This window comes from Hydrotalea sandarakina (genome assembly GCF_003254115.1).
Taxonomy (GTDB): domain Bacteria; phylum Bacteroidota; class Bacteroidia; order Chitinophagales; family Chitinophagaceae; genus Hydrotalea; species Hydrotalea sandarakina.
This window is the reverse complement of the sequence record NZ_QKZV01000010.1, coordinates 19,219-35,492: the sequence shown is the minus strand read 5'-3', so window position 1 is coordinate 35,492 and position 16,274 is coordinate 19,219. Positions and strand designations below refer to the sequence as shown.

The window sequence follows — 16,274 nt, the reverse complement described above, 5'->3', positions numbered from 1 at the left end:
AATAAGGATAAAAAATAAAATAATATAAAGAATTTCATATTGAATAATTTAGTTAATGATATCTATTGTTGATGCATTATTGAAACTTTCATAGCTGGATGTAATCACTTTTTCGCCGGGCTGCAACCCTTTTATTACCTGATAGTAATCCGGATTTTGCATGCCAAGTTGTACTTCTTTTTTATAAGCCTGATTGCCATTTTTATTGAGCACATATACCCAGTTACCACCGGTTTGTTGTGAAAAAGAACCTTTGGGAAGCAATACCGAGGGAATAGCATCACCTAAAATTAATTGTATCTGTAAGGTCTGCCCTCGTTTAATACCATCAGGAATCGAATCTTTAAATTGCATATCCACCTGAAACTTTCCGCTTACCACCTGTGCAAATACTTTAGTAATGTTTAATGTATAATTTTTACCCGCAACAGTACAAATTGCCTTTAATCCATTGTACACCCTGGAAATATAATGTTCATCAACATCGGCGCGTACTTTAAAACCATTAACCGCATCTACTTGTCCTAATCGTTCCCCTTGTCGTTTATTTTGTCCAATTTCAACATCCAAAGCAGTTAATTGTCCGTCAATGGGGGCGCGTACAATTAAATCGCCTACTTTTTTGCGCATTACATTCAACGCATTTTGTGATCCCTCATACGATTGCCTGGATTGTTGCAATTGCTGTTGATTAAAAACTGAGTCTTGTTCTAATATTTGCTTACTCAGTTTCATTTTTTCGTTATAGTATAAATAGTTGTTTTCCGCTTGTTTAAATTCTTGTAGGCCAATGGCTTTTTCCTGATATAAATGCTTATCTAAATCATAAATACGTTTTGCTTCTTTTAACTGACTTTCTACATCAGCCAATTGATTCAATTTATTCACCGTATTTTGTACAGCAGCATTCCGCGAAATTTGCATCTGAGTTAATAAATTGTACACAGAGGTTTCCTGATTTACCAAACTCAAAGCCAAATCTGTATTCGACAAACGTAATAATGGTTGCCCTTTTTTTACCATTGCACCATCTTCTACAAATTTTTGTTCAACCCTTCCGCCTTCTAAGGCATCTAAATAAATAGTAGTTACCGGCATTACAATACCTGTAAGTGGAATATATTCCTGAAAGGTGCCTTGTACCACTTCGCTAATTGTTACTCTATCAGCACTCACTTTTGTTTGTGCACTATGCATTGTGTACAACGAAGCACTAACTATAGCAATAATTATGATAAGTGCTATAACAATGCGTTGAATGGCTTTTCTGCCCAGTGGCTTCTTTTCAATTATTGTATCCATAATTTTTAGGTCTGAAAACTATAAAGCAAAAGAATGCCAGAATTATAATGCATTGATTTTCAATAGATAGTTTGTAACTTACTTACCAACAGTGTCCGCTTTTGATACAAACACTGTTCGCTTTTGTTACACTTTATTCAAGCAGTAAGAATGTAGTGGCTATTACTGTAAACATTGCCACAAAGCTGTTATTTTTGATTGAATTAAATATAGGTTAAAGGGAATGAAATTACCGCCCATTCAAATTTTAGTAATAGATGATGATACGGATGTTTTAACAGCCGTGAGTTATTTATTGCGATCAACCGGAGCAACTGTAACAACAGAAAAAAATCCGGAACAAATACCTTCCTTACTGGCAACAAAAAAGTTTGATGTCATTTTACTTGATATGAATTTTAAAAGTGTTATTCATTCCGGCAATGAAGGCATTTATTGGTTACAAAAAATAAAATCAAAATATCCTGATACTAGTGTAATTATGATAACAGCTTATGGTGCCATTGATTTAGCCATACGCTCGTTGAAAGAAGGCGCTACCGATTTTATTGTTAAGCCCTGGAACAATGAAAAATTATTACAGACCATTTATCATTCAATACCTACAACCGAAAAAACAAAGAAGCAAAACACAAAACATTCCAGCAATACTACTATTATTGGGCAAAGTGAAGTGTTGCAAGAAGTTTTTTTAAAAATTGAAAAAGTAGCACCTACCGATGCCAATATTTTAATACTGGGTGAAAATGGTACCGGTAAGGATTTAATTGCCAAAGCCATACATGAACAATCACTACGAAATAAGTCGCCTTTTATAAAAGTTGATGTTGGTGCATTAACGGAATCATTATTTGAAAGTGAATTGTTTGGATATAAAAAGGGTGCATTCACCGATGCGAAAGAGGACAGATTAGGCAGGTTTGAAGCCGCTAATGGGGGTACGCTATTCTTAGATGAAATAGGAAACATTAGCTTACAACAACAAGCTAAACTTTTAACGGTACTTCAAAACAGGCAGGTAACTAAATTAGGCAGTAATGAACCTACGGCAATAGATATCCGTTTAATTTGTGCAACGAATATCAGCATTCAGGACCTATCAAATGAAAGTAAGTTCAGGAAAGATTTAATATACAGAATTAATACGGTTGAAATTATTATTCCACCATTGCGCAATAGAAAAGAAGATGTTGTGCCTTTAGCCAATTATTTTTTAGAGGTGTATAGCCAAAAATATTTAAAGCCACCTACTCAATTACATCAATCGGCAATTAAAAAACTACAACAGTATGCATTTCCCGGAAATGTTAGGGAATTACAGTATATAATTGAGCGTGCTGTAATTATGGCCGATAGTAACATGATAACAGAACAAGATATTATATACTCACCTATTGAAAAAACGGTTGAACTGGAAAAAAACGACACTTTAAGTAACGTAGAAAAAAAGGCTATTTTAAAAGCCATTGAAAATAATAATGGCAACATTTCAAAAGCCGCAAAAGAACTTGGCATCACCCGCACTGCACTATACAGAAGATTAAACAAATACGATATTGACTAAAATTACCACTTATATTGCTTTAAGCTGTTTGCTATTAGTATTAGCTGCCGGTGCAGGTACATGGCTATTCCTACAAAAACACTACCTATTTTCAATTGGATGCTTTTTACTTATATTATTCATTGCCGTCAAAATCATTTTCTTTTATAAAAAAATTGATAAAGAAATTGCAGAATTTTCGGAAGCCATTCACTATAAAGACTTTACCCGTTACTTTAATTTAGCAGCAACTCCGTCTCATTTAAAACCATTAAGGCAAAGCTTTAATAATATTAATCAAGTATTTAAGCAACTAAGCCGCGAAAAAGAGCTACATGCACAATACCTTGAAAAAATGTTGGCGCTGATTAATACCGGCATATTAGCCTATAATACAGCAACTGAAGAAGTACAATGGATGAATGAAGCACTCAAAAAAATAATACAAATACCTTACATAAAAAATTTAAAAGGCATTTCAAAAAGAGACCCTATTCTTTATGATAATATTACAACCCTATTACCGGGTGAAAGCAAACTAATAGAAACGCAACAACAAAATACCAAAACAAAAATATTAATAACGGCCACAACTTTTAAAACAGCTGATAGTACGCAAAAGCTATTGGTATTTCAGAATATTAACCATGTGGTGGAAGAAACAGAAGCAAAAGCTTGGAATAGTTTATTAAATGTAATGACACATGAAATAATGAACTCTGTTGCTCCCATTTCTTCATTAGCAGATACATTACTACAAAACTACCATGAGCAACAAACTTTTAACAATGAAAAAGACATTGATGTTATAACCGGCATTGAAACAATAAAAAGACGTAGTGATGGCTTACTGAGATTTGCACAAGTGTATAGAAATTTAAATGCCATACAACAATTGAAAAAAGGGCCAATTTCTGTTCAACGGATTTTAGAACATATTGACTTGTTAATGCGCCCTACACTAAATGCCAAAAACATAGATTGGCAAATCTCTGTTCACCCGATTGATTTAATAGTATTGGGCGATAACGATTTATTGGAACAAGTATTCATTAACTTAATTACCAATGCTTTGGAGGCATTAAAATGTACGCAGGAACCCCTATTGCATATAAAGGCTGAACAACATGAGGATGGAACAACCATTAAAGTAATTGACAATGGACAGGGTATTGATGAGGAAATAAAGGACAAAATTTTTATTCCATTTTTTACTACCAAAAAAAATGGCAACGGCATTGGCCTAAGTCTTTGCAAGCAAATTATGCTATTACATAAAGGCGATATTCAAGTGCATTCTATTTCGGGCAAAGGAAGTATTTTTACTTTGTATTTTAATAATGTCACATGAATAACAACAACACCAAAAGACATTATATAGTAGGCGGTGCCGGATCAGGATTAGGGCAAGCCATTGCATTACAATTATTACAACAAGGCGAATCCGTTATTACCGTTGGAAGAAGTGTGGAAAAATTACAAGCACTACAAAGCCAATTCCCCAACCAAGTTCAATTTGTAGTTGGTGATATTAGCGACGAAGCAACACTTAATGCATTTATTCAATTAGCCCAATCGGCCTACATATCGGGTATATGTATGAATGCCGGCGGCCCACCTGCTGCAACTATTGCAGAAACTACCATGGAACAATGGGATATGGCCTATCAATTATTACTAAGATGGAAAGTGAAATTTATGAAAGCTATTTTACCCCATTTAGAACAGCAAGGTTATGGTCGTATAGTTTTTATAGAAAGTGCTACCGTTAAAGAACCAATGGATAATTTAGTGTTAAGTACCGCTTTTAGGTTGGCTGTTACAGGGTTTGCCAAAACAGTTTCCAACGAATATGCCCACAAAGGAATTACCTGTAATATTCTTGCCCCAGGACCACATAATACCCCTGCCATTGAACGTGTTTTTAAAAAGAAGCAAGCGCAAACAGGTGCAGACATTCATATCATTCAGCAACAGGAAAACGACAAAATACCCGTTAAACGTTTGGGTAACGCAACCGAATTTGCGCAATTAGCACTATGGCTGTTAAGTAAAGAAGCAGGTTATATTACCGGCCAAACCATTGCTGTAGACGGGGGGTTAATAAAAGGAATTTTTGGTTAACCACAACCATTGAAACCCTATTCTTGTAAATAGCCCTAAACAACTTATACGTTTAAAAAATCAACTTTTAAAACAGTACCTTTTCCCGGTTCACTTTCTATTTCAAACCGGCCTTTATACATCTCCGTTCTTTTACGAATATTATTTAACCCGATGCCTGATTTTACCTGATTAACATTAAAGCCCTTACCGTTATCTTCAATACGCAAAGCAATCAGTTTTGCGGTGCGCTTTAATTGAATTTTTACCTGAGTGGCTTCTGCATGCTTACTAATATTGGTTAATTGTTCTTGTACAATCCGGTATAAGTTTAAACGAAACTTTTCTTCCAAGTCTTTTTCATTGAAATGCGATAAATCAATTTCTACGCCCTCATTCAACAACAAAGACATATCGGCCACCAATTTCCGAATGGCTTCTTTTAAACTAACATCTTTATCAACGGGATTAATTAAAGCCTTCGAAAGTTTCCGAATCTCTTTAATGGCCTGAATAATATACCAGGATGATTGTTGCAACAACTCATCATCTTCCGGGTGTGCCTTTCTGGCCATTTCAACATAAATACGACTGGCGGTAAGTATTTGGTTAACATTATCGTGTAACTCGCGACCAATTTCTTGTCTTTCTTTTTCTTGGGCGGCTATTTCTGCTTCAATTACTTGATTACGTCTTTGCGCTTGTTCTTCCGCTAATTTAGCTTCCAAGGCTAATCGTTCCGTAATATTTGTACCAATGCCCATTACACATTCTTTACCTTCATATATAATTTTGTGTGAAGCAATTTCCATTTGCATCAGTTCCCCATTTTTTTTAACATGCTGCCATACTTGAACATGCTTCTTTTTATCGGAATGTTTAAATTCATCAATAAATTGTCGCAAAGTATTATATTCTGTTGAAGGTCTTAAATCAAGTATAGTCATTTTCAATAACTCCTTACGCGAATAGCCATATTCACTAATACCGGTTTCATTCATATCTAAAATTTGCAGGGTATTTATATCCCATATAAAAATTGATGCCGGGTTGGTGTTGAATAATTGTTTATATTTTTCTTCTTCTAATCGAAGGGCTTCCTGTGTTTTTTTGGCTTCGGTTATATCCGTTTCAATGGCAAAATATTGAATCAATTGTTTATGCTCATTAAAAATAGGTTGTGCTTGTATATGCAACCAAATAGGGGTTCCTTGTTTTGTATAATTCAGTATTTCACACTCAAAAGGTTGTTGTGCATTAATTTGTTGCCGCATGTAAGCAATAGCTGCTGCATCGGATTGTGGACCTTGTAAAAAACGAGGATTATTACCTAAACTTTCTTTTAAGGTATAACCGGTTATTTTAGTAAAAGCTTCATTTACATAAGTAATATTTTCTTGTGCATCGGTAATAATTACGGCATTGGTAGTTCCTTTTGCTACCATTGAAAGCCGCTTTAATTCCTCTTCATTCAATTTGCGCAACGAAATATCTTCTGTTGCACCAATCATTCTCGACACCCTGCCATCTTCTTCACGTATTATGAAACCTTTATCCCGCACATATGCATATTGTCCATTACTTTTTTTAAACCGATATTCTGCTTCCCATATAGTTTGCTTGGTATTTTTAAACGCAGCTTTTTCTCGCTCTAGTAGCTCGGGCAAATCTTCGGGATGAATGTGACCGGTCCAAAAATCTCTATCACGTTGTAAAACCTCTGATGGATAGCCGAATAATTTTTCAAAACCATCTCCCAATAATTCTACCGTATTATTTTCAAGATTCCAATCCCACAATGCATCACTGGTGGCTTGCGCTATTAATTCATACCGAAGTTTATTGGTGGCTAATAATAAATAGTTGTAATGATTTTCCATTACAATACCTATTAGCCTACTCATGCGCTCCAAGGTTTGTAATTGCAATTGAGAGGGCTTTTTAGGTTCATTGTAATAAAAGGCCAAGCTACCTAATACAGCATTGTGCTTATTGAAAATAGGAATGCTCCAACAACTTTTTAATTGATATTGTAATGCAACATGTTTATATAATTTCCAACGGGGATCTTCTTCAATATTTTCAACTACTACCAATTCTTTATTGTACATGGCCGTACCACATGACCCCGCAGCAGGACCGATGGGTGCCCCATCTATGGCTTTCAAATAACCTTCGGGTAAATGGGGGGCCGATAAATGTTGCACCGTATTGTCGGCTTGTAAGGTTAGCACCGAAGCCAACATATTGGGGTGTAACTTTTCTAATTCAATTAATAAAACATCAATTACATCTTTAAATGAAACCTGCTGTTGTAAATTTAAGTTGTAAATAATATTTTCTATTTCCTGAATAGACTGGTTGTACTTATTGAAGGTTTCATCTTGCATTGCCCCAACCATACGGTAGGGTTTGCCATTTTCATCTTTTAAAATTTTACCTCTGTCCAACACATATGCCCATGTACCATCTGCCTTTAGATAGTAATACGATTCTTGCCAAAAATTGGCACCATCGGCTATGGCTTTTTTTAAACTTTCGGTTACGCGTTTAGCATCTTTTTTATGTATGCGATTTTCCCATTGGCTAATGCTTCCTTTATTATCATCTAATGCATACCCAAACAATTCCGTGTAACCATTACCCCAATACATATTACCTGAAACAAGATCCCAATCCCAAATAGCATTGAATGATACTTCTGATACATACTCAAACCTTTGGTTACTTTGCTCTAATAATTTTCTGGTTCGTATTCTTTCGGTGATATCATTAATTAATATTAATGAAGCCGGCTGCTGATTATAGGTAATTTTATGTGAGGTAATTTCAACATCAATAACATTCCCGGATTTGGTTACATGTTGCCATTGTCCAAAATAAACGTCTACATTTCTCGTCCATTTCCACTCTAATTGCAATTTTTCAGCTTCAGACTGGGTACGCAAATCGTACACCGTCATATTCATAAATTCTTCTCTGCTATATCCATATTTTTGAATGGCGGTTTCATTTACCTCCAAAAAACGCTTGGTTTCAAAATCAATAATCCACATGGGCTGTGGGTTATACTGAAACAAGTATTTATATGTTTTTTCAGAATTTTCAATGGCCTGTCTGTTTTTAACATCTTGCGTAATGCTTCTAAAAAAAATAGTAATCTCACCCAGGTTAGGATATATGCGGTAGCGCATCCACTCATTCCATTTAGCATGATATATTTCCAATACATTGGATTGCTTTAATTCAATAGCATTCTGTACAACCTGTGCAAACAAAGCCCTTTCCGTTTCCGGAATGGCATCAATAACATTGGGATGTTGCAGATTTTCAGATATATGCAGTAATCGTTTAGCATTGGCATTAATGAAAGTAGCATTACCTTCTGCATTAATGGTAGCAAACCCATCTAACAATTGTTCTAAACTATTTACAAAATAGTTTCTTTCTTTTTCAAATGCATTTTTCAGTTGTTCAGAATTGTTGAGCAATTCCTGCAATTGGTTTTCAATGTTTTTTTGCAAGGTTATGTCAACAGTATTAATCATAATATGTTTAACGGCACCTGCATCGTTTTTAATGGGCTTATAAGAAATTTGATAATATATATTTTGACCATTATAAGGAATTGCAATAACCGTTTTATGAGGGTGTCCAGCTAATACATCGGCATACAATTGCTTTAAAGCAGGCAATCTTTCGGGAGAAGCATAACTTAAAACAGGAGTACCCACTTCTATATTCCTGCCTAAAATTTCTTCACTACGAATAGAAGCGGAAGTATTTAAGGCCACTATGTTTAATTGATCATCAACAATAATAAAAGACTCATCCGTATTAGATAATATCAACTGCATTTCATCCATTAATTGCCGGTTCTTCTCAACTTGACTTTCACTTTCAGAAATATCAGCAATGATGGCGGATGCTCTTTTTTCTCCGGTATTAGTAGTAAAAAGTTGAGATGACATTTGAATAGGAAAACGCTCGCCATTCTTTCTTATTCCAATAAACTTTCCATGAATGGCACCGGTACGAGCCCTTTCTTGATACATTTCAGCAAAACCCGGCATGGTTTGATCAATAAAACTACTTCTATGCATGCCTTTTAATTCCTCTAACTCGTAACCAAATAATTTAGCAGCGGCATAATTCGCTTCTATCACCGTACCATCTTCTGTAGATAAAAAAACGGCTAAGGGGGCATTTAATATGGTTTGATGATATATCTCCTGCATAATCTTTTCTTATAGGATTGGATTGCACCCTATTCGTGCATATTTCAACATAATAATCGTTACAGCCCCAATTTAGCAAAAAACAAATAAGCAGTAAAAAAAATATATACACTACCGGTAAACATTGTGGTTTATTGCATTGCATTCAAAAAATTAGCCCTTAAACCTTTTATTTCTTTTTTAAAAAGGGATACTCAAAAATGAAATTACCCCCTCAAAACAAGGCATTTTTATAAATTAAATTTTTAAAATGTGAACATTTTTAAGGAATTGGGGTTAATGCATCATGCTTTTTTTAATTGAAATGTAACCGGTTTATCAGCTTATGCAAAGACCATGGAATTTACCCAATTTGCCGGTTTATAGTTTGGCAACCTATTGGGAAGGGACTGTTAACCTGAATATTTGCACTTATGTTTCGGCTGTAAGCATGCAGCCAAAATTGTATATGATTGCCATATACCACCATACTGAAACCTTGCAAAGAATGCTGCAAACCAACGAAGCCGTACTACACCTTTTGGAAGCCAGGCAGCATTTTTTGGTACGCACATTGGGAAAAAAAAGTGGTAGCACTTTTAATAAGCAGCAATGGTTACAAAAAAAATACTTGCTGGCAGAATGGAATAATTTAACCGTATTGAAAGAAGCCGCTGCTTATGTGCATTTACAAAAAGTAAATACCATTACCACACCGGGCGACCATACTTTATTCCTATTTAGAGTACTACATGCCAAATCATGTTCGCGCAATATTTTAACTACCGAACTATTAGCACAAAAAAAGATTATTACCATATGAATGCAGCTACCATTGATAGAATTATTGAAATGGCTTGGGAAGACCGTACACCCTTTGAAGCCATCAAATATCAATTTGGCTTAGATGAAAAAGCTGTGATACAATTAATGCGGAGGGAATTGAAAAGAAGCAGTTTTGAGTTATGGCGTAAAAGAGTGAACAGCGGCATTAGCCACAAACACATAAAGAAAAGAGCCGATGGCATGCTACGGTTTAAAAGTAATTTACAACGCCAAATTACCTTGAATAAAATCAGCAAACGATAATGTTATTCAGCACTCAATTTGAAGCAATTGAAAAAAAAGTAAAAGCCATTAACCCTGTTGCGTATGCTTCTACGCGCAATTACCTCAATGGCAATGTTACCTATTTATCACCCTACATTTCCAGAGGAGTTATTAGCACACAATTTGTTTTACAACAACTGATACAAAGTAACTACAGCTTTCAACAATGTAAAGTATTGTTACAAGAACTGGCCTGGCGCGATTACTATCAGCAAGTTTGGTTGGCGAAAGGCGAAAGTATTAATGAAAATATATACACCCCTGTACATGCATTTATTGACGTTGATATTCCTAAAGCTATTGTGAATGCCCAAACCGGCATAACTGCCATTGACGATTGCATTCAACAATTATACAACACCGGCTATATGCATAACCATTGCCGCATGTACACAGCAGCATTAGCCTGTAACATTGCACAAACACACTGGTTAAAACCCGCACAATGGATGTATTATTATTTATTGGATGGTGATTGGGCAAGTAATGCCCTGAGCTGGCAATGGGTAGCCGGTACTTTTAGTAAAAAACAATATGTTGCCAATCAGGAAAACATCAATAAATACACAGGCACATACCAAACCAATACTTATTTAGATGTCAGCTATGATGCGTTACCCTTGAAAGAAATTCCCAATACATTACTCCAACGTGAAGCATTACAACTAAAAACGCCTTTACCCAACAACTTACCTGATTTGCAAATAAATGCGGAATTACCAACCCTTGTTTATAATTACTACAACATTGATCCTTTATGGCACAGCAGCACTAAAGCCAATCGTGTATTTTTATTAGAGCCTGCAATATTTCAACAATATCCTGTTAGTGAGCAATGTTTACAGTTTGCATTGCAGCTAACACAAAATATTCCGAACCTTCAAATTTTTGTTGGCAGTTTTAATGAATTGTATGCGCAATGCAACAATAATCGCATTATTTATAAACAACATCCGCTTAACCATCATTATAAGGGAACTGCTGAGGCTGCCGCTTTTATGATACCCGACATCAATGGTTTTTATCCGTCATTTTTTAGTTATTGGAACAAGATAGCTGCAAAATTGGAAAAGCTGTTTCCATAATATATTATTCTGCTTGCCGGGTTGCGCGTTGTAACCTGTCATTAATCGTTCTGCCCAACCCTTCATTGGGCAAACGCTCGGCAATAATTACATCTAATTCTTGCTTATCTAAATCGTGCAATAAAGCATATAAATTACTGGTTGCTTCCTCCATATTTTGGTTGGCCGATAAATAATAAATACTGTAATGGTTATTGGGATTAATTTTTGCTTTCCATAATAACAACCCAATTTTTTTGCCCTGAAATTGTTGCAGTAATTCTTCAACATTATCCGTTAAATAAGTAACGGTACGCGGTGCATAATGACGGCCTAACATGCCCGGCGCATCGGGACGATTGTGTTGGGCGTTGTTCATAATTCGCAAAGGCATATGCGTTACTGCCTCAATATCTTCCAATGCTAAAGCACCCAAACGGTACAGAACAGGACCCTTTTCATCAAACCCTACAATAGTTGACTCAACACCTTTGCTGCAAGCACCACCATCTAATATAACGGGCACTTCTTCTTTAAAATATTGATATACATGTAAAGCATTGGTAGGACTAATACTAGTGAACGGATTAGCACTGGGTGCCACCAAAGGAAAAGGCAATGCTTGCAATAGCTGCAATGTTAATGGATGATTAGGCATGCGTACAGCCACCATAGTACTGCCGGCAGTAACCAAATCAGGAATGCTGCTCTGTTTTTTTAACAACAAAGTAAGCGGACCGGGCCAAAAAGCTTTAGCCAGTTGCATAGCCATTGGTGGTATATCAAGCGCTATTTCCTGTAATTGCTCAGCCGAACCAATATGCACAATTAAGGGATTATAAAAGGGGCGCTTTTTTAAAGCAAATATTTTTTTTACTGCTGTTTCACTAAAGGCATTTCCCGCTAATCCATATACCGTTTCAGTTGGTATAGCCACCACATCATTTTGCATTAATGCCTCTTTTGCCTGGGCAATATTGGTTGTTATCATATAAACCGCTTATGGATTGCAAATATCGCAATACATTGGTTCGGCCAAAGGTTTTCCGTGCGGATAAAGTTTTTCTTCCTGAAAATGACACTGATGGCAGGCATACACATAACTCATTGTAACATGTGTAGGTGTTGAACACCAGGCACAAGGCAATCCTTCCTTTGCCTCAACAATACCATACCCGGGTGCACCGCACGATGGGCAAGCCGATTGAATTTTCTTAACCAACTGCTGCGCTGCCTTTTCAATAACCTGCATACGGGTTGGATTATGCACGGCACGCATATCCGTTTCAGCAGTAACAATTCCCCCATTATTCATCATTTGATGGTATTGAACCAACAAATGATGTAAAGAGGAAAAGTTTTTTTGAACCGTAAGGGTATTATGCAGTGTATGCTTTAAAATAATGCCGTGACCCGGAAAACCAATATTCCCTGCAAATTCAATTAAATCATTTCTATCGGAAATGGTTTTGCTGGAAAAATTGGTTTGTGTAGAAAGTTCGCGAACGACAATTTCGAAATTATTTTTTTTATCAATGAGTATTAACCATTCTTCATTGGCAGGAACAAAATACAAAGAAGGATGAGGGCCAAATGAACCTTCACTTGCAATAGCCAAATCGCAATTGGCCTGTTCCATGGCATATAAACATTTTTTTCGGGCGGTGGTTAATGGATCATCTTTACGTTCTACCTCGCCGGTAAATGTGCCAAACAAATCAGTATCAAGGTTCGGTAATGTAAAACATTTTACTTGCAATGCCGATGTAATAACAGGCGCTATTACTTTTTCCTTCGCATGTTTGGTGGCAATTAACAAATCCCTTCCAATAAAATAATTATTTACTTTCTTCATTTGCTTTAATAACAATATTGGCTTGAATATGTAAAGTAGCTGTGCTGTTCTGTAATTGATTCAGCATAGTACATATATCATTCAATGTGTTTTTTAACTCAGGAATACGTTTTAATGAAGCCTCGTCCGGGTGGCCAAATCGTTCCTGCATGCTAAAACTTTTTCTACTGTGAAATTGAATTTTATCGGAATACAAATTGGTTAATAACTCTTTGGCTTCTTCTGCTTTAAATGTACCATCAATTAACTTAAAAGTATTTTCCATTGCCGGTAATTTTATTCGTTAATATTTTAATAGCCGAAATAAGAGTCAGTAAGGCTAATGCTTTATAACATGCAGTGTATAACACATCGTTAGTAACAAAAGCCAAATAAACACTTATTCCGGCAAGTAATAAGTATAGAACAGCCAATATATTATTCTGTAAAAACATTATGCAATTTGTAAATTGGCATTCAGTACTACATTTTTATTGGCATTAATGAGGGCACTACGCACCTGCATTAATTCATTTTGAAGAAACTTAATTTTTGTTTCGCGGTATTTAATATCCTCTTCATTTAAATGGCTGCTGATTTTATTTTCATGATAAGCAATTTTAGTTTGAATCATTTTGCTTATCAATTCAAGTGCCTCTCGGCTATTGAATTCACCTTGTATTAATTGTATTTGCATGGTATGACATTTAATGAGTGATGGAATTATTGTCCCTGACCTAATGAATAAGCATCTTTACCGTTAAATGCGTACAGGTTTTCGGTTTTAATAACATCAATTTTTTGCTGTACGGCATTTTGCAACAATTGAATAATGTTTTCTTTATTGAAGCTATTGCCGGCAGTGGGTTTGAAACGACAACGCCAGTGGTCGGTGCAAAATGTTTCTTTAAAACCATTGGGCCATACTTTAATACCCCTATTGGTAATCATGGTTAATTCCACTCCGTTCAACTGAATTTTTTTCAGCATTTCCGCTAATGTATTGGGGTCAGTTCCCTGCCAGTCAACAAAAACATCTACACCTACCAAAGTTTTTTCTGCAGGTGCTTTACGTTGGTAAGCAGGAAGATGTAACGTAGCACTATTGGCGTAACTTACTGCTTTTAAAATTTTAGGTGTTTTACCCAGGTTAGCAATTACGGCATCGGCAAACTGGCTGGTGCCTACTTTTTGTTTGCTTACTCCTTCTTTGTAAATATCGTAAGTATGTATTCCTTCTTCAATGGTGGTTAACCAGGCATTTTGAACTTTTTCAGCTACATCGGTTTGGCCAATGTGATTCAACATCATAATAGCACCTTGCAGCAAGCCCGATGGGTTAGCTAAATTTTGACCGGCTCTTCTGGGTGCTGAGCCATGTATAGCCTCAAACATGGCACACTCTTCGCCAATATTTGCAGAGCCTGCTAAACCTACGGAACCTGCAATTTGTGCTGCCACATCGCTTAATACATCGCCATATAAGTTGGGCATTACAATTACATCGAAGGCTTCAGGTGTATCGGCCATTTTAGCAGCACCAATATCAATAATCCAATGCTCGTTTTCAATATTGGGATATTCCTTCGCAATTTCATCAAATACCTGATGGAATAAACCATCGGTTTGTTTCATAATGTTATCCTTGGTAAAACAAGTAACTTTTTTTCTGCCTTGTTGTTTGGCATATTCAAAAGCATAGCGAACAATTTTTTCGCAGCCGGGTCTGCTGATTAATTTTAAACACTGCACCACTTCATTGGTTTGCTGGTGTTCAATGCCGGCGTATAAGTCTTCTTCATTTTCACGTACAATTACCACATCCATTTGCGGATGCTTTGTACTTACAAAAGGATGCAAGCTTACACAAGGACGTACGTTGGCGTATAATCCTAAAAATTTACGGGTAGTTACATTCAAGCTTTTGTAACCACCACCTTGTGGTGTTGTAATAGGGGCTTTTAAAAAAACTTTGTTCCGGCGAATAATATCCCATGCTTCAGGGGCAATACCGGCAGTGTTACCTGCCAGGTAAACCTTCTCACCAACTTCAATAAAATCCATTTCAATTTTTGCACCGGCTGCCAAAATAATTTTTAAAGTGGCATCCATAATTTCCGGGCCAATGCCATCGCCCTTTGCAACTGTAATTCTTGTCATAGTGGTTATGTTTAGTTATTTGCGGTGCAAAAATGAAGCAGTTCAATCATAATATTTTATTTAAGTTTTTAATAAGAAAAATAAATAATTATTATGACCTACCCAAATCCGCACAGTATTGTAGGCGTTTACATAATAAAAAATAACGGAATAAAAACGAATAAGCAGCAGTAAATAAATGCAATTATTTAAACATATAAGTGGGTTCATTAACTGCACTGTTAAGTTTATTAGTGCAGCTATAGTTATACCTGATTAGCCAACTCTTTTTTCAGGTTGAAGCAAAATAAAACTATGAGATGTATCAGTAAACAGAAAGTGTTTAATTATAAAACATAATAGGGATAGTATTTAAAATAGTGCTTAAATCCATCAGCTACCAAATAATCTTCTGCTATCAGTTGATTTTGCTGAATAACAAATGCCAGTCCGTTAGGCATGGAAAAAATAGGTGTATGCACTATTCCCGATAATTTCAAAATTTGTTGTCCATTCGAATTGACACTTACCTGAAATACGCCACTATCCATTAAAGTATCATTCCGGAGTATACGGTAAGTTGAGTCGCTTTTAAATTGAATAACCACTGTGGCAGAGCCCGCACTAATTGTTTGAACATTAATACCCCCAACAGAATATTGCCATTGCCAGGCGCCGATAAAAGCAGGAGATGTGTTGTTGCTTTTTTTGCATGCTATCGCAATTATGAACAATGCACCAATAACAAATACCCATTTTTTCATCATGTCAATTTTACATAAAGAGCCGGGATGTAAGCGCTTTGTTGCCTGTTCTTTTTGTTGAGAAAATAAATCACTATAAAGTATGAAATAACCTATTGCAGGTTGTCCTCATTCGAAGCTTCTTCGAGACTGCTTCGGGTCAACAGCGTTACGCAACGCTGTTGATAGGTAGTTGCATGGGAGCATGTACGGAGCAAA

The 16,274-nt window shown here is 36.0% G+C and carries 15 protein-coding genes; 6 read left to right on the top strand and 9 right to left on the bottom strand.

The window, feature by feature from the left end; genetic code table 11:
- Positions 1-48 precede the first annotated feature (48 nt).
- On the bottom strand, positions 49-1,302 hold the full coding sequence (locus tag LX80_RS12760) for an efflux RND transporter periplasmic adaptor subunit (RefSeq protein WP_111297044.1): 1,254 nt from the start codon (positions 1,300-1,302) through the stop codon (positions 49-51).
- A gap of 223 nt (positions 1,303-1,525) precedes the next feature.
- Here LX80_RS12760 and LX80_RS12755 point away from each other — a divergent pair, with 223 nt between their 5' ends.
- The 3 genes from LX80_RS12755 to LX80_RS12745 are packed head-to-tail and all read left to right on the top strand — an operon-like array spanning position 1,526 to position 4,969.
- A complete protein-coding gene (locus LX80_RS12755) occupies positions 1,526-2,866 on the top strand; it encodes a sigma-54-dependent transcriptional regulator (protein ID WP_111297043.1) in 1,341 nt (446 codons plus the stop codon).
- Positions 2,859-4,196 carry a sensor histidine kinase gene (locus LX80_RS12750; RefSeq protein WP_111297042.1) on the top strand — a complete coding sequence of 446 codons (1,338 nt, stop codon included), beginning with the start codon at positions 2,859-2,861 and terminating at the stop codon, positions 4,194-4,196. The genes LX80_RS12755 and LX80_RS12750 overlap by 8 nt, the downstream gene beginning before the upstream one ends.
- Positions 4,193-4,969, top strand: a complete 777-nt coding sequence (locus tag LX80_RS12745; protein ID WP_111297041.1) for an SDR family oxidoreductase — start codon at positions 4,193-4,195, stop codon at positions 4,967-4,969. Before LX80_RS12750 ends, LX80_RS12745 begins: the two co-directional genes overlap by 4 nt.
- 44 nt (positions 4,970-5,013) lie before the next feature.
- Here the strand turns inward: LX80_RS12745 and LX80_RS12740 are convergent, their stop codons facing one another.
- Positions 5,014-9,186 carry a PAS domain S-box protein gene (locus LX80_RS12740; RefSeq protein ID WP_111297040.1) on the bottom strand — a complete coding sequence of 1,391 codons (4,173 nt, stop codon included), beginning with the start codon at positions 9,184-9,186 and terminating at the stop codon, positions 5,014-5,016.
- 325 nt (positions 9,187-9,511) lie between these two features.
- Here LX80_RS12740 and LX80_RS12735 point away from each other — a divergent pair, with 325 nt between their 5' ends.
- From LX80_RS12735 to LX80_RS12725, 3 genes are read left to right on the top strand one after another with little or no spacing between them, the layout of a single operon-like run.
- Positions 9,512-9,988: a flavin reductase family protein gene (locus tag LX80_RS12735; protein WP_111297039.1), complete on the top strand. Its 477-nt coding sequence runs from the start codon at positions 9,512-9,514 to the stop codon at positions 9,986-9,988.
- The gene (locus LX80_RS12730; protein WP_111297038.1) at positions 9,985-10,254 is read left to right on the top strand and encodes a TIGR03643 family protein; all 270 of its coding nucleotides are present in this window, start codon (positions 9,985-9,987) and stop codon (positions 10,252-10,254) included. Before LX80_RS12735 ends, LX80_RS12730 begins: the two co-directional genes overlap by 4 nt.
- Positions 10,254-11,360 (top strand): FAD-binding domain-containing protein, encoded by a 1,107-nt coding sequence (locus LX80_RS12725; RefSeq protein ID WP_111297037.1) that lies wholly within the window; start codon positions 10,254-10,256, stop codon positions 11,358-11,360. Before LX80_RS12730 ends, LX80_RS12725 begins: the two co-directional genes overlap by 1 nt.
- Before the next feature lie 4 nt (positions 11,361-11,364).
- On the opposite strand, the gene LX80_RS12720 is transcribed toward LX80_RS12725, so the two are convergent.
- From LX80_RS12720 to LX80_RS12690, 7 genes are all read right to left on the bottom strand, one after another.
- Positions 11,365-12,330 (bottom strand): L-threonylcarbamoyladenylate synthase, encoded by a 966-nt coding sequence (locus tag LX80_RS12720; protein ID WP_111297036.1) that lies wholly within the window; start codon positions 12,328-12,330, stop codon positions 11,365-11,367.
- A 9-nt stretch (positions 12,331-12,339) separates the two neighbouring features.
- Positions 12,340-13,194: a DUF6671 family protein gene (locus LX80_RS12715; protein WP_111297035.1), complete on the bottom strand. Its 855-nt coding sequence runs from the start codon at positions 13,192-13,194 to the stop codon at positions 12,340-12,342.
- Positions 13,178-13,459, bottom strand: coding sequence for a hypothetical protein (locus LX80_RS12710; protein ID WP_111297034.1), 282 nt, complete (start codon positions 13,457-13,459; stop codon positions 13,178-13,180). The genes LX80_RS12715 and LX80_RS12710 overlap by 17 nt, the downstream gene beginning before the upstream one ends.
- Positions 13,443-13,628, bottom strand: coding sequence for a hypothetical protein (locus tag LX80_RS14515; RefSeq protein WP_111297033.1), 186 nt, complete (start codon positions 13,626-13,628; stop codon positions 13,443-13,445). Before LX80_RS14515 ends, LX80_RS12710 begins: the two co-directional genes overlap by 17 nt.
- Entirely contained in the window at positions 13,628-13,870 is a 243-nt protein-coding gene (locus tag LX80_RS12700; RefSeq protein WP_111297032.1) for a hypothetical protein, read from the bottom strand. The genes LX80_RS14515 and LX80_RS12700 overlap by 1 nt, the downstream gene beginning before the upstream one ends.
- A 26-nt stretch (positions 13,871-13,896) precedes the next feature.
- Positions 13,897-15,333 carry an NADP-dependent isocitrate dehydrogenase gene (locus tag LX80_RS12695; RefSeq protein WP_111297031.1) on the bottom strand — a complete coding sequence of 479 codons (1,437 nt, stop codon included), beginning with the start codon at positions 15,331-15,333 and terminating at the stop codon, positions 13,897-13,899.
- A gap of 326 nt (positions 15,334-15,659) precedes the next feature.
- A complete protein-coding gene (locus LX80_RS12690) occupies positions 15,660-16,079 on the bottom strand; it encodes a hypothetical protein (protein WP_146250514.1) in 420 nt (139 codons plus the stop codon).
- Between the last annotated feature and the right edge of the window lie 195 nt (positions 16,080-16,274).

Excerpts from the sequence above, each read along its gene's own strand:
- LX80_RS12740 (WP_111297040.1), bottom strand. The coding sequence starts at position 9,186 with ATGCAGGAGATATATCATCAAACCATATTAAATGCCCCCTTAGCCGTT.
- LX80_RS12745 (WP_111297041.1), top strand. The coding sequence starts at position 4,193 with ATGAATAACAACAACACCAAAAGACATTATATAGTAGGCGGTGCCGGA.
- LX80_RS12725 (WP_111297037.1), top strand. The coding sequence starts at position 10,254 with ATGTTATTCAGCACTCAATTTGAAGCAATTGAAAAAAAAGTAAAAGCC.
- LX80_RS12735 (WP_111297039.1), top strand. The coding sequence starts at position 9,512 with ATGCAAAGACCATGGAATTTACCCAATTTGCCGGTTTATAGTTTGGCA.
- LX80_RS12690 (WP_146250514.1), bottom strand. The coding sequence starts at position 16,079 with ATGATGAAAAAATGGGTATTTGTTATTGGTGCATTGTTCATAATTGCG.
- LX80_RS12755 (WP_111297043.1), top strand. The coding sequence starts at position 1,526 with ATGAAATTACCGCCCATTCAAATTTTAGTAATAGATGATGATACGGAT.
- LX80_RS12700 (WP_111297032.1), bottom strand. The coding sequence starts at position 13,870 with ATGCAAATACAATTAATACAAGGTGAATTCAATAGCCGAGAGGCACTT.
- LX80_RS12695 (WP_111297031.1), bottom strand. The coding sequence starts at position 15,333 with ATGACAAGAATTACAGTTGCAAAGGGCGATGGCATTGGCCCGGAAATT.
- LX80_RS12720 (WP_111297036.1), bottom strand. The coding sequence starts at position 12,330 with ATGATAACAACCAATATTGCCCAGGCAAAAGAGGCATTAATGCAAAAT.
- LX80_RS14515 (WP_111297033.1), bottom strand. The coding sequence starts at position 13,628 with ATGTTTTTACAGAATAATATATTGGCTGTTCTATACTTATTACTTGCC.
- LX80_RS12710 (WP_111297034.1), bottom strand. The coding sequence starts at position 13,459 with ATGGAAAATACTTTTAAGTTAATTGATGGTACATTTAAAGCAGAAGAA.
- LX80_RS12760 (WP_111297044.1), bottom strand. The coding sequence starts at position 1,302 with ATGGATACAATAATTGAAAAGAAGCCACTGGGCAGAAAAGCCATTCAA.
- LX80_RS12715 (WP_111297035.1), bottom strand. The coding sequence starts at position 13,194 with ATGAAGAAAGTAAATAATTATTTTATTGGAAGGGATTTGTTAATTGCC.
- LX80_RS12730 (WP_111297038.1), top strand. The coding sequence starts at position 9,985 with ATGAATGCAGCTACCATTGATAGAATTATTGAAATGGCTTGGGAAGAC.